Below are 23,561 nucleotides of genomic sequence, written 5' to 3' on the forward strand. Positions count from 1 at the left end.
GTGAGCGGTACATCGGCTGCCCTCGGGGCCTCGGCCGTGCGCGGGCCCTGGGCCGTGTGCGAGCCCTCCGTTGCCCGCGGCCCCTCGGCCGTGCGGGGGCCCTCCGCCGCCCGCGCCCCCTCTGCCGGTGCTCGCCCCGGGTGGGTGGGTGGTGTCATCAGGGTCGGTTCCGGGTCGAGTTTCAGCTGTCTGCGGATCGGTGCCGGCAACTGCGCCTCCGTCAGCCACACCGCCGCCTCGGCCGGCAGGGTGCGGGCGGCCGTCGCCACGTACGGGCCGCCGCCGGTGACCTTGACCTCGGCCACCATGGTGACCAGCAGATCGCACTGGACCAGGTAGAGCGGTGCCTTCTTCGGGGTGTGGGCGTTGCGCTCGACCGTGCCCGAGAGGGCCGCTGCCCGGGTGTCGCCCGTGCTCGTGGTGCGGCTCCCGGAGAGGCCCTGGCCGAGCCGCCACTCGGCGTTGTTCTCGGAGCCGGTGGCGCCGAACTGCCAGGTGCTGGTGGTGCCCTGGCCCTCCTGGCCGGCCGCCTGGTGACCGCCGAGCACGAAGGTCTCGGTGCCGGGCCCCGCGCCCCGGTGCAGGAACTTCGGGTTGGTCAGGGTGAGCCGGGTGCCCACCGCCCCGTTCAGCGCGGCGAGCCGCCGCGGGTAGCGCAGGTTCTTCACCACCCACCCGGAGGACGCGGCCTGTCGCAGCGCCGCCGTGATGGCCTGCGGCGCGAACCGCTCCTCGACGGCCAGCCGCGGCGCGAGCCCCTCGGCGGCCAGCGCGGGATCCTCGCGGACGCCCTTGCTGCGGGCGGCGGCCCGGGACAGCAGCTGGAAGGCGAGGTCGCGGACGGCCTGGCCGTCGCCGACCGTCTCCACCAGCTGCCAGTCCCGCAGCGGCTGTCCGACGGACGGCCGGGGGACGAGCCCGGCGAGGTCGCCGATGCCCTCGGCGGTGACGGCGTGCTCGGGCCGCGCATCCTGCGCCCTGCGCCGGTCGCGCACCGCGTCCCGGCGCTGCCTGCCCTCCTCGTCGAGGGTGAACTCGGTCGGGGTGACCAGTCGTACGTCCTGTTCGTCCAGGCGCAGTCCCGCCAGCGGGGTGGCCTCCGGAGCGTCCTGGCCCGGGGAGCCGGGGAGGAGGGCGCGGCCGAGCTTGCGCTGCCGGGAGGTCATGGTGACGTCGACGTCCAGGCGCAGCGCGGCGCCGAAGGCGGCGGCCTTCTCGGAGCCGTTGGTGAGGACGTCGGTGCGGGTGGTGGGACCGGCCTGGTTGCGGCGGGTGCCGGTGCGGTGCCTCTCGTAGCGGGCCGAACCGGTCAGGGCGCCGGGCACGATCCTGGCCTGGCCGAGCACCAGACCGCCGATCGAACGCGAACTGCTGCGCCCGCTCTGGGAGGTGCCGGTGACTCCGGAGTGGCTGCGGACCAGCCAGTTGTCGGTGTCGCCGAGGTAGCCGGTCTCGCGGAGCCGCCCCCGGACGCGGAGCTGGACGTCGTGCGCGTGCAGGGTGGTCTTCCGGCGCAGCCGTACCCGGATGCCGGTCGTGGTCAGCTGGTCCTTGTTGACCCGCAGGTTGGTCTCGGACAGGGCGGCCATCAGCTCCCGGTGGTTGCGCCGCTGGAGAGCGGCCTCCTCCTTGCCCGGCGCCGACGTCACCGCGTCCGTACCGAAGGCGGGCAGGTAGCCGGCCAGCCTGGGGTCGGTGGCGAACAACTCCCGTACGGCCCGGATCATGGGGCCGGTGTCGAGTTGGCTGAGGGTGACGCTGGAGCCCATGGCGCCGAAGGGGAGGTGGCGTTCGACGTCCACCTCGTTCCCGTGCTCGTCGGTCCGCCTGGGCTTCTCGATGAACTCCCCGGCCTCGACGCCGGGCGGCAGCGGCAGCCCGAGCGACCGCGCCTCGTCCGCGCGCAGACTCATCCACACCCGCATCGAGTGCCGGGACACCCGGGTGCCGGGACGCAGGACCATCTCGGCGGAGCGCGGCCCCGTACCCTCCGCGGTGATCTGCACGCTCGCCAGGTAGAGCACCTTGTCGCCGCGCACCTCCGCGCCCTGGCGGCTGGACACGGTCTGCTCGGCCACGGTGAACCGTGCCTTGCGGGCCGCCGCGACCGGCATGGCCGTGCCCCGCAGGACGGCGGCGTTCCCGGCCGCGCCGACACCGATGGCCGGGCCGATACCGCCCGTGACCGCCCGTCCCTTGCCGGCGCTCTCGGTGACGGTGTGCTGGGTCTGCTGGTGGGTGCGCAGCTGGGTGCCGCCGGTGCCCCAGGCGGGCGACAACCCGGTGATCGCGGCGTGCATGCGGTAGCTGCCCACGGTGCCGCCGTCCTTGGACGACAGGTCCTCGCCGGTCACGCCGTCCCGCAGCAGCCGGGGCAGGTCCTCCAGGACGGTCGCGGTGGCCGTGGCCTCGTGGAGCCGGGCGCGGCCGGGGGCCCCGGGGGCGGTGAGCGAGGGGTGCAGCACGGAGGCGACCGCGTCGAAGAGCCCGCCGCCGCCCCAATGCGGGGCGCCGGTGTCGGTGACCGCGACCGGTGCCGTGGAGTCGGCGAGCGAGACCCCCCTGGCGGTGTCCGCCCCGACGGCCGCCGGGGCCGTGGGCGCCAGGGTGCCGGCCGGGACGAGGTGCTCGGTGGGCACCCGCTGGGTGAGGGTGCCGGAGCCGTGGAAGGTCCCTGCGCCCTCGGCGGCGCCGTGCTTCTTGATCCGTACGCCGTAGCGCACCTTGCGGGGTGCCTCGACGGACCCCTTGTCGCTGCGCAGCACCCGTGGTTCGGCCACGTTCCGCTGACTGCGAGACTCCCGCGAGGACTGCCAGGGCTGCGCGTTCGCCATCCCGGCGCCGCCCAGCCACAGCCCCGGTACGACGGGTGCGAGCCCGAAGGCCATGCCGCCCAGACCCTTGCTCGACCCGCCGGTCGCGGTGGTCGCGACGGTGGCGGCGGTGTTGTGCTGGACGTCGACCTTGGTGTCCTTGCCCTCCGCCTCGTCGATCGCGGCGAGCGGCGCCCCGTCCGGGTCCGGCACGGTCTTCGCGAGCAGGTTCCCGGGGTGGAAGACGGGCGGCCGGTCGTCGGGGGCGCGGGAGACGGTGACGGTGACGTCGTACCACTCCTTGCCGGTCCTGCCCTGGACCGCGAGGGCGCGGCCCTGCCCGTAGTACGCCTCGGGGCGGGCCGCCAGGTCGGCGGCGAGGGCGGCGACGTCGCCGTCGCCGTGGCCGACGACGGCGGCCACGGCGTTGCGCACGAACTCGTGCCCGGTCAGCCCGTACGCCGTGGACAGTCCGGCGGCCTGGAAGTCCATGAGGTACGGCGGCAGGACCAGCCCCGGGTCGGTGCGTTCCTCCTCGATGGGGGCGGGCGGCGCGGACCGGCCGCGTCCCGTCGCCGGCCGGGAGACGCCCTTGCCCTTGCCGCCGCGCAGCGCCAACGTGGTGGCCGTGTTCCCCGCCTTGCCCTGGAGGGCGAGCACGGCGTGTTCCCTGGGGCCGGTGGGCGGGACGCCGGCCGGCGCCCTCGAGCCCTCCGGAGAGGCGTCTTTTCCGTTGTCGCCTGCCTGGCGCTGCGTCCGCACGGAGTCAACGTACGCACGGCCAAGGCAGCCGCGACGGCTTCCGCCGACTCCGGCCCCAGTTGTCACTCCCGCCTCAGTGGCCGGTCAACTCCCGTACACGAAGAGGTCGTTCAACGGCGCCGGGGAGGTTCAGGGGAGTCTCGGGAAGCGCGCCTGGAGGGTCCAGACCGCCGGGTTGTCGGCCAGGTCCTCGTGCAGGTCGGTGAGGTCGGCGAGCAGGTCGTGCAGGAAGTCCCGGGCCTCCCGGCGCAGTTCGGCGTGGGAGAAGGTGAGGGGCGGCTCCTCGGCGGGCATCCAGTCGGCCTCGATGTCCACCCAGCCGAAGCGGCGCTCGAAGAGCATGCGGTCGGTGGACTCGGTGAAGTCGAGTTCCGCGTGCTGGGGCCGGGCGGCCCGGGACCCCGCCGGATCCCTGTCCAGCCGTTCCACGATGTCGCACAGCGCCCACGCGAAGTCGAGCACCGGCACCCATCCCCAGGCTGTGGACACCTCCCGGTCCGCCTTGGTGTCGGCGAGGTAGACGTCCCCGCAGAACAGGTCGTGGCGCAGCGCGTGGACGTCCACCCGCCGGTAGTCGGTCTGGGGCGGGTCCGGGAAGCGGTTGGAGAGGGCGTAGCCGATGTCGAGCACGTAACCGATGGTGTCACGGCCGGAACCATCCGCCTCATCGGCCTGAGGGAACCGCCCCGGCCTCATTAGGATCGATCGCGTGTCCAGACGTGTACGCGCTTTCTCGGTCGCCGCAGGCGCCCTCGTGCTCTCCGCCGCCCTCACGCTCACCGCGAGCGGCGGAGTCCACGGCACCCCCGGTGGCGCGGGCCTCCACGACCCGTACTTCCCGAAGGCCGGCAACGGCGGCTACGACGTGCGCCACTACGGCCTCACCCTCGCCTACGACCCGGGAACCCGGCACCTCACCGGGACCGCCGTCATCACCGCCCGCGCCACCCAGGACCTGACCGCCTTCGACCTCGACCTGAAGGGGCTGGACGTCGACACGGTCACCGTCGGGGGCAAGAAGGCCCGCTGGAACCGCGCCGGCCAGGAGCTGAGGATCCGCCCGCACGACGACCTGAAGAAGGGCGCGACCTTCGCGACCACCGTGCGCTACTCGGGCAGCCCGGAGACGATCACCGACCCCGACGGCTCCAAGGAGGGCTGGCTGCGCACCGCCGACGGCGCGCTGGCCCTCGGCGAACCCGTCGGCTCCATGGCCTGGTTCCCCGACAACGACCTTCCCTCCGACAAGGCGTCGTACGACATCGCGATCACCGTGCCCAAGGGTCTCCAGGCCGTCTCCAACGGCGAGTTGAAGAGCGAGACGACCGACGGCGACCGGACCTCCTTCGTCTGGCACTGCGCGGAGCCGATGGCGAGCTACCTCGCCACGGTCGCCATCGGCCACTTCACGATCACCCGGTCCACCACCTCCGACGGTCTGCCGGTGTACGTGGCCGTGGACCCCACGCAGGCCGCCGCGAGCAAGAGCGTGCTCGCGAGGATCCCCGAGATCATCGCGTGGGAGCAGCACACCTTCGGTCCCTACCCCTTCTCCTCCACCGGCGCGATCGTCGACCGGCCGGGGGACGCCGGGTACGCGCTGGAGACCCAGAACCGGCCGGTCTTCCCCGGTGCTCCGGAACTCCACACCCTCGTCCACGAACTGTCCCACCAGTGGTACGGAAACTCCGTCACCCCGAAGAACTGGCGGGACATGTGGCTCAACGAGGGCTTCGCGACCTATGCCGGGTGGCTCTGGGAGGAGGACCACGGTGGCCGGACCGCGCAGCAGATATTCGACGAGGTCTACGCGACCCCCACGGACGACGCGACCCTCTGGGGCTTCGCCCCCGCGAAACCGCCGAGCGCCGCCTACATCTCGGAGCGGCCGGTGTACCAACGGGGCGCGATGGTCCTGCACAAGATCCGGCAGACCGTCGGCGACGACAGGTTCCACGCCATCCTCCGGGGCTGGGCGGCCGCCCACCGCCACGGCAACGCGGACACCGCCGAGTTCACCGCGTACGTGGAGAAGATGGCGCCGGGCAAGAACTTCGACGCGATCTGGAAGGACTGGCTCTACGGCGACGGGAAGCCGGCGCATCCCTAGGGCCCGGCAGACAGGCCCTGGCGGGTCAGCCGTCCACGCCGCCCAGTTGCTTGCGCAGGACGGCGCACGGGCGCCCGTGTTCCCGGTCCGGGCGGTGACCGATCACCTCGTAGCCGAGGGCGGTCCAGAAGGCGAGCCCGTCCGGGTTGTTCTCCAGCACGGCGAGCCGGACCGCCGTACGGCCCTCGGCCCGGAAGCGGTCCTCGACGGCGGTCGCGATCCGACGGCCGTGTCCCTGCCCCCGCACCCCCGCGTCCACCATCAGCAGCCCGATCCACGGGTCCGGGTCGGCCGGGTCCGGATGCCGGGCGAGGGTGACCGCGATCCCGACCAGCCGCCCCTCTCCCCCACTCTCGGCTTCGCTCGAGCGGGGGGACCCCCATCGCGCGAGCAACACCTCCGCGTCCGGATGCGCCAGATCGTCCGCCAGGACCCGCGCCACCTGCTCGGGCCGCACGTCGTCCGGGTCCGGGAAGTCCCCGCTGAGCGCGTGGAACGCGCGGTGGGAGGCGTACAGGGCGGTGATCTCGGTGAGCACCGGTCCCGGGATGTCGTCACCGGGCCGCACGGCCAGGGGCTGGAGGATCGCGGGCAACCTATCCGCAACCGCCGCTGGAACTAGGTCCCGCGCCTCAGGCGCCTTCGTGCCTGCCTGGCTAGGGTCGGTCGGCATGGAGACCACGGGGACCGTCCGTCGCCAGGCGGCGGAGCGCAAGCGCGACACTCTGGAACGGCTCGCGACCGAGCGGGACGTATGGGTGTCGACGGCTCACCCCGAGCACGGGCCGCACCAGGTGCCGCTGTGGTTCTCGTGGGACGGGCGAGCGGTGTGGATGTGCACCGGCGCGACGTCCGTGACCGCACGGAACCTCCGCGAGGAGCCGCGCGTGCGCCTGGCGCTCCCGGACACCTTCGACGTGGTGCTCATCGAGGGCGCGGCGGAGTGCTTCCCGGACCAGGAGGTGCCCGCCGCCGCGGCGGACGCGTTCACCGAGAAGTTCGGCTGGGACCCACGCACGGAAGAGGGCTCCTTCCTGTACATACGCGTTACCCCGAGAACGGTGCGTGCCTGGCGCGGCGAGCCGGAACTGCGCGGGAGAGCCGTCATGCGCGCCGGGACGTGGCTGGACTGACGGGCGTCATTCGCCGTAGAGCGGCAGGTTGTCCGTCGTGATGGTCCACTCCCCGATGGTCACGTCCTCGCCGTAGACGAAGTCCTTGCGGGTGGCGTAGCGCGGGCCGTCGGGGGTGGGGTGGATGTCGCTGAGGACGGCACCGGTGCCGGTACGGGGATCGAAGATCGCGTAGACGGGGATGCCGATCAGGGGGTAGTCGCGCAGTTTGGCGACCCAGTCGTTGTCGGGGTTGGAGCGGGAGACGATCTCGATGGCGGCGATGAGCGTGCGCGGGTCAAAGGAACCCGGTACATCCATGTCCTCCCAGGCGATCACCATCAGGTCCGGGCGACGCATGATGCCCTCGCCCTCGTCCTCGACATCCGGCTCGCCCGTGTGGGCCAGGAGTTCGTCCGGGATCACCTTTTCCAGACGCTTCCGTAGATGTGCTGCGGTCAGCTCGTGGGGGCCGACGGGCGCCATCATGTCGTGGACGATCCCTTCCTTGGTGATTTCCAGCTTGCCGGGCAAGACATCGTCCGTGGACTGGACGAAATCCCGGATGGCCCGGTAGCGGTGGGAGGCGCCCTGTCGCGCATCGTTCGAGGGGATGGTCATGGCGCTCGCTCCTCGTCTGTGCCTAGGGGCAAGGATCGTCGCTCTCATGCTAGGTCTCCGACGGGTGATCGGTTCGGCAGTCGCGGCAGGGGCCGGGGGTGGGGCCGCGGAAGGGGCGGTCGCAGCCGTCGCAGGTCTGGAACGGGTGTCTCGGCTCCGGGGCCGGTGGGGCAGGGGGCCGGAACGGGGGTGGTGGCGGAAGTCGTTCCGCCAGGCGGTGGGCCAGGAAGGCGGCCGGGCGGATCAGGGGTTCCGCCGGAAGGTGGTCGGTCAGCGCGTGGCGTACGGCTGTGGGGGCGACGTCGCGCTCCAGCCAGGCGGCGACCCCCGGGGCGAGGTGCTCGGCGTCGGTGGCGGAGAGGAGCAGGCGGGGGTCGCGGCGGCGGAGGCCGGCGAGGATGTCGAGGGCTGTGCCGAGCAGCGCGGGGGAGGGGGTGGAGGGCTGCGGTACGGCGGGGAGGCGCTTGCGGGGAGGAGGCTTGTCCGTGGCGGGCTTCGTGCGCCCGGCGGGCCGGTCGGGGGTCTCGGCCGTGGCGGTCCGGTGCCCAGGCTTGTTGCAGGAGACCGTGCGGGTGACGATCCGCCCGCCGGGAATCCGCTCCCGCTCACGCCGCAGGTAGCCCTCCGCCTCCAGTTCCCGCAGGGCCGCGCCGATACGGTCCCTCCCCTCCGGGAAGCGCAGAGCCAGGCTCTTGATGTCGACCTGGGCGCCCTTGGGAAGCGACTGGATGTGCACCCCCAGGCCGATGGCCAACGCCGAGATGGTGGGGTGCTGGGCGAGGTGGTTGCCGATCACCACGAAGTGAGAGGTGTGGCGGGCGTTGTCGTGCAACAGACCGCCTGCCCCCCGGTTCGGGTGCTTCCTGGCGGCAACACGGGACTCGGCGCACGAGGGCGCGCTAGGGTTTTCGGTATCCATCGGGAAGGGTGCTTCTTCCTGGGTGGTCAGGCCCTCGCATTGGGATTGCCGTCCCGGCGGGGGCCGACGTTTTTCTGCGGTCGGTGCGCTGAGCGTAAGGCAGGCAACCCACCTCAAATCCAGCTGACTTGGGCATATTCACTCGCGGGAGTGACTCTGCGCGACGGGCGGGAGGGGTGGGGCTTGGTGTGAGTTCTTTCTCCCGTCGTTCTTAGGTGGTGACGTCCCGCGCACCCGGGGTCCGTGTTTCCGGGCTACGGCGCCATCTCGATCTCGGCCCACACCGTCTTGCGCGGCGACAGCCCCCGTGCCACGCCCCACTTGGCGGCGAGTGCGTCCACGAGGACGAGGCCCCGGCCCGACTCGGCGTCCGGTGCGAAGGGTTGGGGCTGCGGCTGGAGGTCACCGCGCGTGTCCGTGACCTCGATGCGCAGAGTGCTCCCCACGACGTGGAGGAGGAGGCCGAAGTCGCGTCCCGACACCCGCCCATGCGTCGCCGCGTTCGCCGCCAGCTCCGCCACGATCTGCGTCGCCGGGTCCAGGGGCAGTCCCCACGTGCGGAGTTGCTCGGCGGCCAGTAGCCGCGCCAGGCGTGCGCCTCGCGGAGTGGGGGACAGGCGCAGGCTCATGGTGCGGACGTGGGTGGAGATTTCATCGTTCACGTCACCCAGCGTGGCCGCCCGTGCGTACCGTGAACAGTGATGGAAGCGCTACGTACCGTGACTGTCCGGCGCTTGTCCAGGGCTGTCTTGGCTGTCGGAGAGAGGGGCGGGGGGATGACCGTGGACGGCGAGGTGGCCGAGCCTGGGTGGGAGGTCGATCCGGACGACGACTGGGGAGTGGCGGTCATCGCCACCGTCGGACGCCAACTGAAGCTGCGGCGCGAGGCGGTGGGGATGCGCGCTGCTGAGTTCGGGGAGGCGGTCGGCTATGGGGAGGACATGGTCTACAAGGTGGAGGGAGGGAAGCGGATCCCCCGGCAGGAGTACCTGAACCGGGCGGACGAGGTCCTGGGGGCCGGTGGGCTGATCTCGGCGACGTGGGAGGACGTGAAGAGGGTCCGGTATCCCAAGAAGGTGCGGGAGCTGGCCAAGCTGGAGGGGCAGGCCGTCGAGATCGGGGTGTACGTCGGGCTCAGTCTTCACGGCTTGCTGCAGACACCTGAGCATGCGCGGGCCATTTTCGATGCCGGACAGCCAGCGTATTCACCAGACGAGATGGAGCGGTTGGTGGCTGCCCGTATGGCTCGGAAGTCGATCTTCGAGCGAACGCCCGCACCGGCGCTCAGCTTTGTGCAGGAGGAGGCAGCTCTGCGCCGCCCTGTCGGGGGCACAATGGTGTGGCGTCAGCAGCTCGAACATCTGCTGGAGGTGAGTCAGTTGCGAAACGTCACTCTCCAGGTGATGCCGACGAACTCCGAAGCTCACCCTGGGCTTAGCGGGAAGATCGAGGTGCTTAAGTTTCCGGACGGCTCAGCCGTGGGCCGATCCGACGGTGCGTACAACGGGCGACCGACCTCCGACCCCAAGGAGCTGCGCATCCTTGAGCTGCGTTATGGCACCATCCGGGCTCAGGCGCTCACACCACGGGAGTCGCGGGCCTTTATCGAGCAACTGCTGGGAGAAGCATGATCCACCAGACCTCGGCCGGGGACGCCTCCAACCTGGCGTGGTTCAAGAGCAGCTACAGCGATGGCCCTGAGGGCGACAGTTGCGTAGAAGTAGCCCTGACCTGGTTCAAGAGCAGCTACAGCGACGGTACCAACGGCGATTCCTGCCTCGAAATAGCCCCCACCCCCACCACCATCCACATCCGCGACTCCAAGTACCCGCACACACCCCCGCCCGCCGCCCCCGGCCCCCGGCTCGCGCTCGCCCCCTCCGCCTGGGCGGCCTTCGTGTCGTACGCGTCGGCGCACTGATCCGGCGCCGGACCCCCCGGCCGCACCCACGCGGCCAGGGGCTCCCGTCAGCTGAGCGTCTCTCAGACGTTGACGCCGAAGTCCTGGGCGATGCCGACCAGGCCGGAGGCGTAACCCTGGCCCACCGCGCGGAACTTCCACTCCGCACCGTTGCGGTACAGCTCGCCGAAGACCATGGCCGTCTCCGTCGCCGCGTCCTCGGAGAGGTCGTAGCGGGCGATCTCCGCGCCGCCCGCCTGGTTGACGATGCGGATGTAGGCGTTGCGGACCTGGCCGAAGTTCTGGCTGCGGTTCTCGGCGTCGTAGATCGAGACCGGGAAGACGATCTTGTCGATGTCGGCGGGCAGGGCCGCCAGGTTGACGTTGATCGCCTCGTCGTCGCCGGCGCCCTCGCCCGTGCGGTTGTCGCCGGTGTGGACGATCGAGTTGTCCGGGGTGTTCTTGTTGTTGAAGAAGACGAAGTGGGCGTCGGAGTAGACCTTGCCCTGCGCGTTGACCGCGATGGCCGAGGCGTCGAGGTCGAAGTCCGTGCCGGTGGTGGTGCGGACGTCCCAGCCGAGGCCCACGGTGACGGCGGTCAGGCCCGGAGCCTCCTTGGTGAGCGAGACGTTGCCACCCTTGGAGAGGCTTACAGCCATGGTCGGGGGTCCTTTCCCTCGTATGCGTACGGCCGTGCGGCGTACGGGCTTGAAGCTACAGCTACCGGTATGAACGCCACGAGGGGTACCGAAGGTTCCAGCTTCCTTTACCTTCTTTGCCAAACGGATGATGAACTTATTCGCGTGACGTGCGCCGGTCAGGCGCGCGACCATAGGGGGTATGTCCGGTCCTTACGTCATCCGCGGCTCCGTCTCGCTCCCCGAGGCCGAGCTCAACTGGCGTTTCTCGCGGTCCTCCGGGCCCGGTGGGCAGCACGTCAACACCAGCGACTCGCAGGTGGAGCTGCGCTTCGACCTGGCGAACACCGCGGCGCTGCCGGAGGTGTGGAAGGAGCGGGCGCTGGCGAAGCTGGCGGGCCGGCTCGTGGACGGCGTGGTGACCGTGCGCGCCTCCGAGCACCGTTCCCAGTGGCGCAACCGCGAGACCGCCGCCGTACGCCTGGCCGCGCTCCTCGCCGAGGCCACCGCGCCCCCGCCCAAGCCCCGCAGACCGACCCGGATCCCACGCGGTATCAACGAACGCCGGCTGCGCGAGAAGAAGCAGCGCTCGGAGACCAAACGAGGGCGGACGGGCCGCGACTGGTAAGCCCGGTAAGCGCGGAAAACCCGACCGCGTGGTCTGTGTCGACGATCACACGGGAGGCGTTCCGGTTCCGCAAGGGCGCCCATGTGCCCGCCGTCAATTCGCAGAAGTCACTTCTGTAAGGCGGCGTTCGGCGGTCTGCCCGGGGAATTCCGGAAAACAGACCGCGCGGTTTCATCCCAACTGGCGATAGCGGCCCCGGAAATACATCAGCGGGCCGCCTTCCGCGCTCGGGAGTTCGGCGCTGAGGACGCGGCCGATGACGAGGGTGTGGTCGCCCGCGACGACCCGCTGTTCGGTGCGGCACTCCAGGGTGGCCAGCGCGCCGCCGACCAGCGGGGCGCCGGTGACCTCGCCGCGGACGTACGGGATGTCCTCGAAGAGCAGCCGGTCGCTGATGCGGCCCTTCATCGCGAAGCGGCCGGCGATGTGCCGCTGGCTCTCGGTGAGCACGGAGACCGCCCACAGCGGCTGTTCGTCGAGGACGTCGTCCATACGGGCTCCGGTACGCAGGCTGACCAGCACCAACGGCGGATCCAGCGACACCGAGAGGAACGCGGTCGCCGTCATGCCGACGTCCTCGCCCGCCGGTGCCATCGGGTCGTCCGGGTCCAGCGGCGGCTCCTGCGCGGTCACCAGGACCACACCGGCGGCCAGCCGGGACATCGCGGCCTTGAACGCTTCGTTGCTCACCCCCACAGCATGCCCGGTGGCTTCTGCGGCGGCGGGAGAGGGAGTCTTCAGCACGCCGGAAACGCTAATGTCGGTCCCCGCGCGACCGCATCGGCCATCGGCCCGAGCCGGGTCCTAGGACCGGGGGCCGAGGGCCGACAAAGGCTGTGTTCGGTAAACACACAGGGAAAACGCAGAAACTCCACGCAATTGCTCACGTTTTCCTGTGACTTGAGTCACAAGGGGCATTAATTGTTGACCCTGTGTACCGAGTGGGCAGCGCGCTGTGATTCAGTGGCGGGGAAAAGTAGCGCCGAAGCAGACCCTTGATTCGCTGCGAGGTCTCGGGGGGAGGGCGAGCATGGAGACCGAGTCGGAACCTTACGTCCGTCTTGCGTCCCTGCGACAGCTGCACCAGGTCATGGCCGACATGAACACGGCCCGCAGCCTGGCGGACACGTTGCAGACCGTCGCCGACGGCGTCATCTCCGCCCTCGGCTACGAGATGGCGTGCGTCAACCTCGTACGCCCCGACGGCGACCTCGTGGTCGCCGCCTTCTCGGGGAACTCCGCGGCCGAGGCCCTGATCACCGGCCGGGTCGGCTCCCGCGACTCCTGGGAGCGGCGGCTCGGGATGGGCGAGAAGTGGGGCGACCTCGTCTTCATACCGCACACCGAGGGCTGGGTCCTCGACGACGACGACGTCCCGCAGTGGTACACCGACGGGCCCGCACCCCGGTTCGAGGACGAGTGGCACCCCTCCGACCGGCTCTTCGCCCCGATGTACACGCCCGGCATATCGGGCAGCTCCTGCGGCGAACTGCTCGGCGTGATCTCCGTGGACCGCCCGCGCAACGGCCGCCACCCCGGCGCCTGGGGCCGCGAGGCCCTCCAGATGTACGCCTTCCAGGCCGCCATCGCGATCAGCAACGCCCGCCTGCGGGCCAACATGCAGCGGGCCCTGGTCAGGCTGGAACGCGAGCAGCAGGCCCTGCGTGCCAGCGAGGAATCCTTCCGGCAGGCCTTCGAGTACGCCCCCTCCGGCATGGCGATAGCCGAGATGGGCGGCGACCAGCACGGCCGGATACTGCGCTCCAACGACGCCCTGTGCCGCCTCCTGGGCCGCCCCGCCTCCGCGATGCGCCGCTACTCCTTCTCCGACCTGGTCCACCCCGAGGACATCGGCACCCTGCTGCGCACCTCGGCGGAGGGCGGCCGCGCGGAACTCCGCCTGGGCCGCCGCGACGGCACGTACGTGTGGGTGTCCCTGCGCAACAGCGTGGTCGCCGACGCGGCCGACGGCCCCCGCTTCCTGCTCACCCACGTCGAGGACATAGAGGAACGCAAGCGCCGCGAGCTCCAGCTCGCCCACCGCGCCTCCCACGACGCCCTCACCGGCCTGCCGAACTCCGCCGAGCTGCGCTCCCGCCTCACCTCCCGGCTCTGCCGCCGCAGCGGCGAGCCGGAGTCCCTGGACGCGGCCTACGGCCACCCCGCCTACGACGTCAACGGCCACGGCTTCGACTTCGCCGGCGCGACGGGCGGCTCCTCGTCGTCGTACGACGGGTTCGACCACCACGTGCACACCGTCGCCCCCGACGAGAGCCGCGACGACGGCGCCAAGGGGCTCGCGGTGCTCTTCTGCGACCTCGACGGCTTCAAGTCGATCAACGACCGGTTCGGGCACAACGCGGGCGACGCGGTCCTCATCGAGGTCGCCCGGCGCCTCAGCAGGGGCGTTCGCGACGGCGACACGGTGGCCCGGCTCGGCGGCGACGAGTTCGTGATCCTCGCCGACGGGCTGGGGCAGGCCGACGCCCAGGACCTCGCCGTACGCCTGCGCAACGAGATCATCCAGCCGATCCGCGCCGAGGGCCGGGCCGTCCGGGTGGGCGCCAGCTTCGGCATCGGGTGGGCGCACTGCGGCATGACGGCGGACGAAGTCCTGAAATCCGCGGACGAGCGGATGTACGTAGAGAAACGATCTCGTCCCAAAGCGCATCGGCGTGCCGGATGATGCGCAGGTCAGCTCGCTGATGCGGTCTGAGTCACCCGTTTGGCTCAGTCAGACCGGGTAGGCTCGACACTCAATACCTGTACTGCATCCGCCCGCACCTGTTGAGGAGTACCAAGGGATGACGCCCGGCGACAACGGCGCGAGCACGCCCGAGGACGACGACCCGTTCGGCTACCTCTACGCCGACGGCCAGGCCCGAGGGGCCCAGCCGCCGTCCGGCTCCGGTGGTTACGGCTACCCGAACGCCGTCAGCAGAGTGCGTTCGGTCGGCGAGCGCACGTACGGCGGCCAGCAGCAGGCGCCGCAGTACGGCGGCCAGACCATCCCGCAGCAGCCGGGGGCGGGGTACGGCCAGCAGCCCACCGCGGCCTACCAGGCCCCGGAGACCTTCCCGGGCGGCGCCCCGACCACCCGCCAGGCCCCGCCCACCCCGGGCCGCGGCCGGGGCCCGAACACCAAGGGTCTCCTCATCGGCGCGATCGCGGTCGTGGCCGCGGTTGTCATAGGCATCAGCGTCGCCATGATCAACGGCAGCGGCGACAAGAACAAGGCAAGCGGCGCCTCCACCACCCCGACCCAGTCGGAGGCCGTGTCCCCGTCCCCGTCGAGTACGAGCTCGGTGTCGGCGTCGGGCGAACTGCCGAAGATCGACGCGAAGGCGCTGCGCCTGGACGGCGGCGCGACCCTCGCCTCCGACGTCAAGGGCGCGAACGCCGCCGGCGGCACCTACGTGACGGGCTTCAACACCGTCGGCGCCTCGGTGACGTGGACCGTCAACGGCATACCCGACAGCGGCAAGTACTCGGTGTACGTCGCCTACAGCGTCCCCGGCAAGGACGCCACCGCCACCCTCACGGTCAACGGCACGGCATCCGACACGCCGGTCGGCATGCAGAACTACGCGCACGCCGCCTCGGGCGACTACACCAAGGGCTGGACGCGGACCTACAACTACGTCCAGCTCAACAAGGGCACCAACACCATCAAGCTCTCCTGCGAACAGGGCAACCAGTGCGACGCCCTGCTCGACCAGATGTGGCTGGTGAAGGGCTGGGTCAAGTCCGGCGGCTGAGCCTCGGCCCGGCGCTAGGCCACGCTGCTGACACCCGTCACCGTGACCTGGCCCAGCAGCCTCTCGTAGGTTCCGTGGTCGAATTCGCCTGCCGCCGGGGACCGTACCGTCGCCGCTGACAGGGCCGCTGCGCGGGTCAGGCGGGTCGGCCAGGGGAGTTGTTCCACCTGGGCGGACAGGAGGGCGGCCACCGTCGCGTCGCCCGCTCCCGTCGGGTTGCCGTGTTCCCGGGTGGGTGGGAGGGCGCGCCAGCAGCCTTCCGGGGTGAGGGCGAGGAGGCCCTGGGGGCCCAGGGAGGCGACCACCGCGCGGGCGCCGCGGCGGCGGGCGTCCTGGGTGGCGCGGGACGGGTCGTGGGAGCCGGTGAGTTCGGCCAGTTCGTCGGCGTTCGGCTTGACCAGGTCGGGCCGGGCGGCCACACCGCGCCGCAGGGGTTCGCCGCTGGTGTCGAGGAGCACGGGGACGGCGGCCGCACGGGCCGCCTTGACCAGCCCCGCGTACGCCCCCACCGGCACCCCCGGCGGCAGACTCCCGCACAGCGCCACCGCCGAGGCCCCAACCAGCAGTTCCTCGTAGTGGTCGAGGAAGGCACCCCACTCGGCGGGCGCTATCTGCGGACCCGGCTCGTTCAACTGGGTGGTGTCACCCGTCAGTTCGTCCACGACGGCGATCGTCCGGCGGGTCGCCCCCGCCACCGGCAGCAACGCCTCCCGCACCCCCGTCGTCTCCGCGAGCCGCTCCCGTACCACCGCCCCGGTGGCCCCGCCCACGAACCCGGTCACCGTCGTCTCGTGCCCGAGCGCGGCCAGCACCCGGGCCACGTTCACCCCCTTGCCACCCGGCCGTTCGGTCACGTCGGAGACGCGGTGCGAGGTGTGCGGGCGCAGTGCGCCGACCCGGTAGGTGATGTCGAGAGCGGTGTTCAGCGTGACGGTCAGGATCACCGGGAGACCTCCCCCGCAGGCGCGGCCGTGGCGTTCGATCGGGAGGCTCGATCATGCCAAAGGGTCGGCGGCCGGGCCTAGGGTGGTTGCGGCGCCCCGCCTGCTTCTCCACCCTGGTTTCCACCCGTGGGTCCAGGCGTCGCGGGCCCTGGGCCAGCAGGCTTGGGGGCATGACAACGACCGAGTGGATCACCGACATCGCTCTCATCCTCGTCGTCTTCCGGCAGTTGCGGGAAGGCCGGCTGGACCTCAAGACCTTCCTGATCCCCCTGGGGATCGTGGCCTACGTGGCCCACACGTACCTGGACTCCGTTCCCACCGAGGGCAACGACCTGGTGCTGGTCGGAGCACTCATGGCCGCGGGCGCCGTACTCGGCGTCGCCGGTGGCGTCTACACCAGGGTCAGGACCGCGGACGGGCACGTCCTGATCAAGGCGGGCGCGGTCGCCGCGATCCTGTGGGTGCTCGGCATGGGTGCCCGGATGGGCTTCCAGCTGTGGACCGAGCACGGCGGCGCCGACGACGTCGCCCGGTTCAGCCTCGCCCACCACATCACCAGCGAGCAGGCATGGGTGGCGGCCTTCGTCCTGATGGCGCTCACCGAGGTCGTCACCCGACTGGCCACGATATTCGTCCGCAGCCGGATGCTGACCACCGGGCAGCCCGCCCCCGCCTCGACCCGTGTCGCGGTCCGACCGTGAGCTATGGTCTGGCCGTGCCCACCACCGAGACCGCCTCCTCCCCCGGACAGGTCCCGCCCCCATCGGGCGCGCCTCGGCCGATCCCGGGCCGGGACCCCCGGGTGCAGTGGGCCCTGACCTGGGCGGTCATCGTCAGCGGAGCCCTGACGATCCGCCCGATGGGCGTCAGCGGGCGCGGGCTGGTGGTCGCGGTCCTGTTCGTGCTGAACAGTGCGGCGCTGCTGGCCCGGGGCCTTCCCCGGGGCAAGGTCCCACCGCGTGTCGCCGTCGTCTGGCTGTCGCTGGGCGTCCTCGCGGCGGCCGCGCTGATCGGCGCCGGCCGCAGCGGAACGGGTTACCTCTTCGCCTTCTTCCTCTCCGGTCACATCGGATACCGGCTGCCGACCAGACCGGCCCTCGTCCTGGCGCTGGCCTGTGGCCTGCTCTGCGGCGGCGTCCTGTACTTCGACGTCGGACCAGGTCACCACCTGCTGCCCTGGGCCGTCGGCCTCACCACCGGCGCACCGGTCCTGATCGGGATAGTCAACCGCGTCCAGCACCAGGCCGTGGACGCCGCGCTGTCGGCGGCCGAGAGCGCGGAGCGCGCTGCCCGGGCCGAGGCGCAGGCAGCCGTGCTCGCCGAACGCGGCCGGATCGCCCGGGACGTGCACGACGTCCTGGCGCACTCGCTGGCCGGGATCAACATGCAGCTGGAACTGGCCGACGCGCTGCTCGACACCGGCGACCTGGAGAAGGTCAGGGCGGTCAACGACAAGGCCCACAGCCTCGTCAAGGAGAGCCTGAAGCAGGCGCAGTGGACCGTCCACGCGCTCCGCGAGGACGCGCTGCCGCTGGTGGAGACCCTCACCGCGATGCTCGAGACGTCCGGCCACCGCGAGGCCCTGACCGTGCGCGGCACCCCCGTGGACGTACCGGCCCGGGTGACCCAGAATCTGCTGCGGATCGCCCAGGAATCCCTGACCAACGCCGCGCGGCACGCCCCGGGCGGTGAGGTGCGGGTGGAGCTGGCCTTCGCGGCTTCCTCGACGGTGCTGACGATCCGCAACGGGCAGGCCACCCGTACGGTGAACGCGGGGGTCGGCAGCGGAATGGGACTGATCGGAATGCGCGAACGCGTCGCTCTGCTGGGCGGCACCCTCACGGCGGGACCGGCCACCGAGGGACCGGACCGAGGCGGCTGGCAAGTGGAGGCAGTGATCCCGCGATGAGTGAACCCACCGAGAGCTCCCGGCCGTTGCGCGTGGTCGTCGCCGACGACCAGGCAGCCGTCCGCGAACCGCTCGCCGCGGTGCTGGGTCTGGCCGAGGACATCGACGTCGTCGCGGCGGCCGCGGACGGCACCGGCGTACTGGACGCGGTCGCCGCCGGTCCGGTGGACGTCGTGCTGATGGACCTGCGCATGCCCGTGCTCGACGGAATCGAGACCACCCGCAGGCTGAGCGACGGACACCCCGAGGTGGCCGTCGTCGTGCTCACCACGTTCGCCGACGACGACTCGATCCTGGCAGCCCTCAGCGCGGGCGCCCGCGGTTATCTGACGAAGAACGCCGGACGAAAGGACATCGTGCGCGCGATCCGCGCCGCTGCCGCGGGCCAGTCCGTCCTGGACCGCGAGGTCCAGGACCGGCTGCTGGCCACCGTCCGCGCCAGACCGACGGCGTCCGGACCGCGGCTGCCCGCGGACCTCACGCCCCGCGAACGCGAAGTACTCACCCTGATCGGCCAGGGCCTGCCCAACCGCGCGATCGCCGAGAAGCTCTTCGTGAGCGAGGCGACCGTCAAGACGCACATCAACAACCTCTTCGCCAAGGCCGACATCCGGGACCGGGCCGACGCCGTGCGCCGCGCCATCGCGGCCGGCCTGGCCTGACCTCTCGGCCCCGCGATCAGGGCAGTTCGGGTACGACCACCCACTCGCCCTTCCTCATCACGCCCTTCAGCGTGAAGTCGCCGTCCAGGACGAGGAGGTCGGCGTCCTTGCCGGGCTCCAGGGAGCCGACGCGGTCGTAGAGGCCGAGCAGGCGGGCCGGGTTGGCGGACAGCGCGGCGACGGCGTGCTCGACGGGGAGCCCGTCGACGGTCACCGCCCGCCGGAGCGCGCGGTCCAGGGTCAGGGTCGAGCCCGCGATCGCACCGCCCTCCACCAGCCGGGCCACCCCGTCCGTGACCTCGACCTCCAACGGGCCCAGCAGATAGCGGCCGTCGCCGCCGCCCGCCGCGTCCATGGCGTCCGTGATGAACGCGACCCGGTCCGGTCCCGCGTGGTGGAACGCCAGCTGGAGGGAGGCGGGGTGCAGATGCGTACCGTCGTTGATCAGCTCGACCGTCACCCGCTCGTCCTCCAGGAGCGCGGCGATCGGGCCGGGCGCGCGGTGTCCGATCTGCGGCATCGCGTTGAAGAGGTGGGTGGCGACCGTGGCGCCCGCGTCGATCGCCTCCACCGTCTGCTCGTACGTCGCGTCCGTGTGGCCGACGGCCGCGATCACGCCGTGCTCGGCGAGCAGCCGTACCGACTCGATGCCGCCGGGGAGTTCGGTGGCCAGCGTGACCATCCGCGCCTGCCCGCGCGCCGCGTCGACCAGCTTGCGGACCTCCGCCGGGTCCGGGTCGCGCAGCAGCCCCTCGGAGTGGGCGCCCTTGCGGCACGGGGAGATGAAGGGGCCCTCGAAGTGGATGCCGGCGATGTCGCCCTGCTCGGCGAGCTCCGAGAGGAGGGCGGCCTGGCGGCCGAGGACGTCCATGTCGTCGGTGACGGTGGAGGCCACCAGGGTGGTGGTGCCGTGCAGGCGGTGGGTGTGGACGCCGGTGAGAATCTGTTCGGCGGTGCCCGAGCTGAAGGAGGCTCCGCCGCCGCCGTGGTTGTGGATGTCGACGAAGCCGGGGATCAGGTAGTGGCCGGTGAGGTCGATGAGCTGGGCGTTGGCCGGGGGCTCGGCGGTGATTCTGGTGCCGTCGACGTTCACCTGGCCCTTTTCGACCAATCCGGTGGGGAGGACTGTGCGGGCGCCGTCGAGGATCAGGCTGTTCGATCCCGGCTGCGGGTGCGTGGGGGCTGGTCGCGCCCCCGCGGCGGTAGCCGCAGATGCAACTGCGCCCCGCGCCCCTGAGGGGGCGCTTTCCTCACGCTCGTTTGCAGCCATCAAGGGGTTACCTCCGCAGTCGTCGTAGTCAACAGGTCCTGGGCCAGCAGGCCCGCGCCCAGGCAGCCCGCCGTGTCTCCCAGCTCGGCCGGGACGACGGCCGGCAGTTTCTGGAAGGTCACCCGGGCCCGCACCGCCTCCCGCAGTGGCTCGAAGAGCACGTCCCCCGCCTCCGCCAGGCCGCCGCCGATGATCAGGACGCGTGGGTCCAGCAGGGTCAGGGCCGTGACCAGGCCGTCCGCCAGGGCGCCCACCGCCTCCCCCCACACTCGTACGGCGTTCGGGTCGCCGGACGCGACGGCCTTGGCGCAGTCCGCCGCGTCCGCCTCCGGGTCGCCGCAGGCCTTCGCCCACGCCTCGCTCACCGCCGCCGCCGACGCGTACCGCTCCAGACAGCCGCGCTGCCCGCACGCACAGGGGGTCCCCTGCGGCCGTACGACCACGTGGCCGATCTCGCCCGCGAACCCGTGCGCGCCCGACTCCACCCGGCCGTCCAGGCCGAAGCCGCCGGCGATACCGGTGCCGAGCGCCACGAAGAAGAAGCGGTCCGCTCCCCGGCCCGCGCCGAGCCTCCCCTCGGCGAGCCCGCCGGTGCGGACGTCGTGGCCGAGGGCGACCGGGACGCCGAGGCGATCGGCGAGGAGGGCGCGCAGCGGGACGTCGCGCCAGCCGAGGTTGGCCGCGTAGACCGCGGTCCCGGCGCGTTCGTCGACGATGCCCGGCACCGCCACGCCGGCCGCGGCCGCCGGCTCGCCCAGCTGCTGTTCGCCGTGGACCCGCAGGTCGGCGGCGAAGTCGAGGATGGCGGCGACCACGGCGTCGGGGCCGCGGTCGCGGCCGGTCGCCCGGCGGTCCTGGTGGAGCAGCTCGCCGTCCGGGCCGACCAGCGCGGCCTTCATTCCGGTGCCGCCCACGTCCAGGGCGATGACATGTCTCACGGGGACAGTGTGACCCGCCGACCCGCAAGAGGTCTAGTCCACTTACGTGGTGTAGACCTTATGGGTCCACATGTTGAACGGCGAGACAGTTAGATCGAGGTAGTACAGGTGCGGCGGCGTAAGGCAGGAATGACCGCGGTGGTGTCCGCTCTGGGCATGACGGCGGTTCTCGGTGGCTGTGGGACGACCGGATCCTCGGAGGTCACCCTCAGACTCGTCGCCGCCGACTACGGGGACTCCGCCGCCAACAGCTCCCAGAAGTACTGGGACAAGCTGGCGGCGGCGTACGAGGCCACGCACTCCGGCGTGAAGATCGACGTCACCGTCTACTCGTGGAACGACGTCGACCGCAAGGTCAAGGACATGGTCGCCGCCGACAAGGCCCCCGACCTGGCCCAGATCGGCGCGTACGCCGACTACGCGGCGGCCGGCAAGCTGTACGAGGCCGGTGACCTGCTCTCCATCCCGGTACAGGCCGACTTCCCGTCCCAGCTCGCCGAGGCGGGCCAGTGGAACCACGCGCAGTACGGCATCCCCTTCGCCGCGTCCACGCGCGTCCTCTTCTACAACAAGACGCTCTTCTCCGAAGCCGGCCTCACCCCGCCCACCACCTGGACGGAACTGGCGGCCGACGCCGAGGCGCTCAAGGCACACGGCGTGAAGTACCCGTACGCGCTGCCGCTGGGCCCCGAGGAGGCGCAGGCGGAGACCATGCAGTGGCTGCTCAGCGGGGGCAGCGGCTACACCGACGACACCGGCACGTACACGATCGACTCCTCGCAGAACATCGACACCCTCACCTGGCTCAAGGACGAACTGGTCGGCAAGGGGCTGACCGGCCCGACCGCCCCCGGCAAACTGAACCGCGCGACCGCGTTCGCCGCGTTCGCCGACGGCCAGGTCGGCATGCTCAACGGCCACCCCACCCTGATCAAGCAGGCCGAGAAGAAGGGCGTGAAGTTCGGCACGGTCGCCATGCCGGCCCGCGCCGGCCAGACCACCCCCACCTCCTCCATGGGCGTCACCGACTGGATGGCGGCGTTCAAGCAGAACGGCCACGCCAAGCAGGCCGGCGACTTCCTGAACTACGTCTACAGCGAGAAGAACGTCCTCGACTTCTCCCGCGAGTACGGTCTGCTGCCCGTCACCACGTCCGCGTCCCAGACGATGGCCGACTCCGGCCAGGCCCAGGACAAGCAGCTGCGCCCCTTCCTGGAGCAGCTGCCGACCTCCCAGCTGTACCCGGCGGGCAAGACGTCCTGGGCGGCCGTCAGCGCCGACATCAAGAAGCAGATCGGCACGGCGGTCAGCCCGTCCGGCAACCCGACCAGCGTGCTCACGCAGATCCAGGCCGAGGCGGCCCTCGCGGACAGCCGTACGACGGCCACGACCGGCTGAGCGCGTACGGTTCTCGGCATGGACCGGCAAGAACTGGGCGCACGCGAGCTGACGATCCTCGCCCTGGAACGCCGGGGCTTCCCCAGCCCCGGCGCGAAGGAGCGGGCGATACGGGAGGAGCTGGATCTGGCGCCGGTGCGCTACTACCAGCTCCTCAACGCCCTCCTCGACGACGAGCGGGCACTGGCCCACGACCCGGTGACGGTGAACCGGCTGCGCAGAGTGCGGGAGACGCGGCGCGGGGAGCGCTGACGGTCACAGGGGATCTTCGGGACGCTTGAAACGAGGACGCTCGGATACTGTCAGCCGTATGGGCAACCACAGCACGGACCCCCACGCCACGGAACCCCTCCCGACGCCACGCACCCCCGCCGGTCGCGAGGGACTCGAAGCGCTGCTCGCGCGGCCCCGCACCGCCCTCGTCGGGCTCGACTTCGACGGGACGCTCGCGCCGATCGTCGCCGACCCCCAGCAGGCGCGGGCCCACCCGGACGCCGCGGCGGCCCTGTCGGCCCTCGCGCCGAAGGTGGCCGCCGTCGCCGTGATCACCGGCCGCCCGGCCGAGGTCGCCGTCCGCCACGGCGGCTTCGCCGACATCCCCGGTCTGGAGCACCTGGTCGTCCTCGGCCACTACGGCGCCGAACGCTGGGACGCGGCCACCGGCGAACTCACCGCCCCGCCCCCGCACCCCGGCATCGCGGCCGTCCGCGCCGAACTCCCCGCCCTCCTCGACCGCGTCGGCGCCGCGCACGGCACCTGGATCGAGGAGAAGGGGTTCGCGGTGGCCGTCCACACCCGCCGGGCCGACGATCCCCAGGCCACCTTCGAAGCCCTCCGCGCCCCCCTCACCGACCTGGCCACCCGGCACGCCCTGATCGTCGAACCGGGCCGCCTGGTCCTGGAACTCCGCCCCCCGGGCATGGACAAGGGGGTGGCGCTCCGCGAGTTCGCGAAGGAGATCGGCGCGGGCGCGGTCCTCTACGCGGGCGACGACCTGGGCGACATCCCGGCCTTCGCCGCGGTGCAGAAACTCCGCGAGGAGGGCGTCCCGGGCCTCCTGGTGTGCAGCGGCAGCGAGGAGGTGACCGACCTAGCCGACCGAGCAGACCTGGTGGTGAACGGCCCGGAGGGCGTCGTACGGCTACTGAACGACTTGGCTCAGTTGAGCGCCCCGTAAGG

The 23,561-nt window shown here is 71.7% G+C and carries 24 protein-coding genes; 13 read left to right on the top strand and 11 right to left on the bottom strand.

Going from position 1 to position 23,561, the window contains the following annotated elements:
- Positions 1–3,575, bottom strand: a 3,575-nt coding sequence (locus tag AB0958_RS32030) for a hypothetical protein (protein WP_366893974.1), incomplete at its 3' end; no start/stop codon positions are given.
- Between the two features lie 129 nt (positions 3,576–3,704).
- Entirely contained in the window at positions 3,705–4,205 is a 501-nt protein-coding gene (locus tag AB0958_RS32035; protein ID WP_132892023.1) for a hypothetical protein, read from the bottom strand.
- 79 nt (positions 4,206–4,284) lie between these two features.
- Between AB0958_RS32035 and AB0958_RS32040 the strand changes: the two genes are divergently transcribed.
- Positions 4,285–5,685: a M1 family metallopeptidase gene (locus AB0958_RS32040; protein ID WP_366893975.1), complete on the top strand. Its 1,401-nt coding sequence runs from the start codon at positions 4,285–4,287 to the stop codon at positions 5,683–5,685.
- 25 nt (positions 5,686–5,710) lie between these two features.
- Here the strand turns inward: AB0958_RS32040 and AB0958_RS32045 are convergent, their stop codons facing one another.
- Positions 5,711–6,280 (bottom strand): GNAT family N-acetyltransferase, encoded by a 570-nt coding sequence (locus tag AB0958_RS32045; RefSeq protein WP_366893976.1) that lies wholly within the window; start codon positions 6,278–6,280, stop codon positions 5,711–5,713.
- A 76-nt stretch (positions 6,281–6,356) separates the two neighbouring features.
- Between AB0958_RS32045 and AB0958_RS32050 the strand changes: the two genes are divergently transcribed.
- Positions 6,357–6,818, top strand: a complete 462-nt coding sequence (locus tag AB0958_RS32050; protein ID WP_366893977.1) for a pyridoxamine 5'-phosphate oxidase family protein — start codon at positions 6,357–6,359, stop codon at positions 6,816–6,818.
- Positions 6,819–6,824: 6 nt separating this feature from the next.
- Here AB0958_RS32050 and AB0958_RS32055 read toward each other — a convergent pair whose 3' ends face one another.
- The 3 genes from AB0958_RS32055 to AB0958_RS32065 form a co-directional block, all read right to left on the bottom strand.
- Positions 6,825–7,418 (bottom strand): Uma2 family endonuclease, encoded by a 594-nt coding sequence (locus AB0958_RS32055; RefSeq protein ID WP_366893978.1) that lies wholly within the window; start codon positions 7,416–7,418, stop codon positions 6,825–6,827.
- A gap of 49 nt (positions 7,419–7,467) precedes the next feature.
- On the bottom strand, positions 7,468–8,337 hold the full coding sequence (locus tag AB0958_RS32060; protein ID WP_366893979.1) for a helix-turn-helix domain-containing protein: 870 nt from the start codon (positions 8,335–8,337) through the stop codon (positions 7,468–7,470).
- Between the two features lie 254 nt (positions 8,338–8,591).
- On the bottom strand, positions 8,592–8,966 hold the full coding sequence (locus AB0958_RS32065; protein ID WP_366894008.1) for an ATP-binding protein: 375 nt from the start codon (positions 8,964–8,966) through the stop codon (positions 8,592–8,594).
- Positions 8,967–9,113: 147 nt separating this feature from the next.
- Between AB0958_RS32065 and AB0958_RS32070 the strand changes: the two genes are divergently transcribed.
- Both AB0958_RS32070 and AB0958_RS32075 read left to right on the top strand, forming a co-directional pair.
- Entirely contained in the window at positions 9,114–9,968 is an 855-nt protein-coding gene (locus AB0958_RS32070) for a helix-turn-helix transcriptional regulator (RefSeq protein ID WP_360561442.1), read from the top strand.
- The gene (locus AB0958_RS32075) at positions 9,965–10,258 is read left to right on the top strand and encodes a DUF397 domain-containing protein (RefSeq protein ID WP_366893980.1); all 294 of its coding nucleotides are present in this window, start codon (positions 9,965–9,967) and stop codon (positions 10,256–10,258) included. Before AB0958_RS32070 ends, AB0958_RS32075 begins: the two co-directional genes overlap by 4 nt.
- A 62-nt stretch (positions 10,259–10,320) precedes the next feature.
- On the opposite strand, the gene AB0958_RS32080 is transcribed toward AB0958_RS32075, so the two are convergent.
- Positions 10,321–10,896, bottom strand: a complete 576-nt coding sequence (locus tag AB0958_RS32080) for a TerD family protein (protein ID WP_132892015.1) — start codon at positions 10,894–10,896, stop codon at positions 10,321–10,323.
- A gap of 172 nt (positions 10,897–11,068) precedes the next feature.
- On the opposite strand from AB0958_RS32080, the gene arfB reads away from it, so the two are divergent.
- On the top strand, positions 11,069–11,503 hold the full coding sequence (arfB, locus tag AB0958_RS32085; protein ID WP_366894009.1) for an alternative ribosome rescue aminoacyl-tRNA hydrolase ArfB: 435 nt from the start codon (positions 11,069–11,071) through the stop codon (positions 11,501–11,503).
- A gap of 171 nt (positions 11,504–11,674) precedes the next feature.
- On the opposite strand, the gene AB0958_RS32090 is transcribed toward arfB, so the two are convergent.
- Positions 11,675–12,193, bottom strand: coding sequence for a flavin reductase family protein (locus AB0958_RS32090; RefSeq protein WP_358974381.1), 519 nt, complete (start codon positions 12,191–12,193; stop codon positions 11,675–11,677).
- Positions 12,194–12,533: 340 nt separating this feature from the next.
- Here AB0958_RS32090 and cdgB point away from each other — a divergent pair, with 340 nt between their 5' ends.
- Positions 12,534–14,189: a diguanylate cyclase CdgB gene (gene cdgB, locus AB0958_RS32095; protein ID WP_366893981.1), complete on the top strand. Its 1,656-nt coding sequence runs from the start codon at positions 12,534–12,536 to the stop codon at positions 14,187–14,189.
- 118 nt (positions 14,190–14,307) lie between these two features.
- The gene (locus AB0958_RS32100; protein ID WP_366893982.1) at positions 14,308–15,261 is read left to right on the top strand and encodes a CBM35 domain-containing protein; all 954 of its coding nucleotides are present in this window, start codon (positions 14,308–14,310) and stop codon (positions 15,259–15,261) included.
- A gap of 14 nt (positions 15,262–15,275) precedes the next feature.
- Here the strand turns inward: AB0958_RS32100 and AB0958_RS32105 are convergent, their stop codons facing one another.
- Complete coding sequence (locus AB0958_RS32105) at positions 15,276–16,205, bottom strand: 1-phosphofructokinase family hexose kinase (protein WP_366893983.1); 930 nt, start codon at positions 16,203–16,205, stop codon at positions 15,276–15,278.
- 170 nt (positions 16,206–16,375) lie between these two features.
- Between AB0958_RS32105 and AB0958_RS32110 the strand changes: the two genes are divergently transcribed.
- The 3 genes from AB0958_RS32110 (at position 16,376) to AB0958_RS32120 (ending at position 18,776) form a co-directional block, all read left to right on the top strand.
- Positions 16,376–16,906: a hypothetical protein gene (locus AB0958_RS32110; RefSeq protein ID WP_366893984.1), complete on the top strand. Its 531-nt coding sequence runs from the start codon at positions 16,376–16,378 to the stop codon at positions 16,904–16,906.
- A gap of 101 nt (positions 16,907–17,007) precedes the next feature.
- Entirely contained in the window at positions 17,008–18,114 is a 1,107-nt protein-coding gene (locus tag AB0958_RS32115; RefSeq protein ID WP_366894010.1) for a histidine kinase, read from the top strand.
- Complete coding sequence (locus AB0958_RS32120) at positions 18,111–18,776, top strand: response regulator transcription factor (protein WP_366893985.1); 666 nt, start codon at positions 18,111–18,113, stop codon at positions 18,774–18,776. The genes AB0958_RS32115 and AB0958_RS32120 overlap by 4 nt, the downstream gene beginning before the upstream one ends.
- A gap of 16 nt (positions 18,777–18,792) precedes the next feature.
- Here AB0958_RS32120 and nagA read toward each other — a convergent pair whose 3' ends face one another.
- Positions 18,793–19,923, bottom strand: a complete 1,131-nt coding sequence (nagA, locus tag AB0958_RS32125) for an N-acetylglucosamine-6-phosphate deacetylase (protein WP_366894011.1) — start codon at positions 19,921–19,923, stop codon at positions 18,793–18,795.
- Between the two features lie 122 nt (positions 19,924–20,045).
- The gene (locus AB0958_RS32130; RefSeq protein WP_366893986.1) at positions 20,046–20,984 is read right to left on the bottom strand and encodes an ROK family protein; all 939 of its coding nucleotides are present in this window, start codon (positions 20,982–20,984) and stop codon (positions 20,046–20,048) included.
- Between the two features lie 129 nt (positions 20,985–21,113).
- Here AB0958_RS32130 and AB0958_RS32135 point away from each other — a divergent pair, with 129 nt between their 5' ends.
- The 3 genes from AB0958_RS32135 to otsB are packed head-to-tail and all read left to right on the top strand — an operon-like array spanning position 21,114 to position 23,559.
- Complete coding sequence (locus tag AB0958_RS32135) at positions 21,114–22,382, top strand: extracellular solute-binding protein (RefSeq protein WP_366893987.1); 1,269 nt, start codon at positions 21,114–21,116, stop codon at positions 22,380–22,382.
- Positions 22,383–22,400: 18 nt separating this feature from the next.
- Entirely contained in the window at positions 22,401–22,634 is a 234-nt protein-coding gene (locus AB0958_RS32140; protein ID WP_132892008.1) for a DUF3263 domain-containing protein, read from the top strand.
- A gap of 58 nt (positions 22,635–22,692) precedes the next feature.
- A complete protein-coding gene (otsB, locus tag AB0958_RS32145) occupies positions 22,693–23,559 on the top strand; it encodes a trehalose-phosphatase (protein ID WP_366893988.1) in 867 nt (288 codons plus the stop codon).
- Positions 23,560–23,561 lie beyond the last annotated feature (2 nt).

It is taken from the genome of Streptomyces sp. NPDC006655, from assembly GCF_040703965.1.
GTDB lineage: Bacteria > Actinomycetota > Actinomycetes > Streptomycetales > Streptomycetaceae > Streptomyces.

Bases quoted from the DNA above. Each gene is read 5' to 3' on its own strand.
- AB0958_RS32050 (WP_366893977.1), top strand. From the start codon at position 6,357: ATGGAGACCACGGGGACCGTCCGTCGCCAGGCGGCGGAGCGCAAGCGC.
- AB0958_RS32055 (WP_366893978.1), bottom strand. From the start codon at position 7,418: ATGACCATCCCCTCGAACGATGCGCGACAGGGCGCCTCCCACCGCTAC.
- AB0958_RS32060 (WP_366893979.1), bottom strand. From the start codon at position 8,337: ATGGATACCGAAAACCCTAGCGCGCCCTCGTGCGCCGAGTCCCGTGTT.
- AB0958_RS32065 (WP_366894008.1), bottom strand. From the start codon at position 8,966: ATGAGCCTGCGCCTGTCCCCCACTCCGCGAGGCGCACGCCTGGCGCGG.
- AB0958_RS32070 (WP_360561442.1), top strand. From the start codon at position 9,114: ATGACCGTGGACGGCGAGGTGGCCGAGCCTGGGTGGGAGGTCGATCCG.
- AB0958_RS32075 (WP_366893980.1), top strand. From the start codon at position 9,965: ATGATCCACCAGACCTCGGCCGGGGACGCCTCCAACCTGGCGTGGTTC.
- AB0958_RS32080 (WP_132892015.1), bottom strand. From the start codon at position 10,896: ATGGCTGTAAGCCTCTCCAAGGGTGGCAACGTCTCGCTCACCAAGGAG.
- cdgB (WP_366893981.1), top strand. From the start codon at position 12,534: ATGGAGACCGAGTCGGAACCTTACGTCCGTCTTGCGTCCCTGCGACAG.
- AB0958_RS32100 (WP_366893982.1), top strand. From the start codon at position 14,308: ATGACGCCCGGCGACAACGGCGCGAGCACGCCCGAGGACGACGACCCG.
- AB0958_RS32110 (WP_366893984.1), top strand. From the start codon at position 16,376: ATGACAACGACCGAGTGGATCACCGACATCGCTCTCATCCTCGTCGTC.
- AB0958_RS32120 (WP_366893985.1), top strand. From the start codon at position 18,111: ATGAGTGAACCCACCGAGAGCTCCCGGCCGTTGCGCGTGGTCGTCGCC.
- AB0958_RS32135 (WP_366893987.1), top strand. From the start codon at position 21,114: ATGACCGCGGTGGTGTCCGCTCTGGGCATGACGGCGGTTCTCGGTGGC.
- AB0958_RS32140 (WP_132892008.1), top strand. From the start codon at position 22,401: ATGGACCGGCAAGAACTGGGCGCACGCGAGCTGACGATCCTCGCCCTG.
- otsB (WP_366893988.1), top strand. From the start codon at position 22,693: ATGGGCAACCACAGCACGGACCCCCACGCCACGGAACCCCTCCCGACG.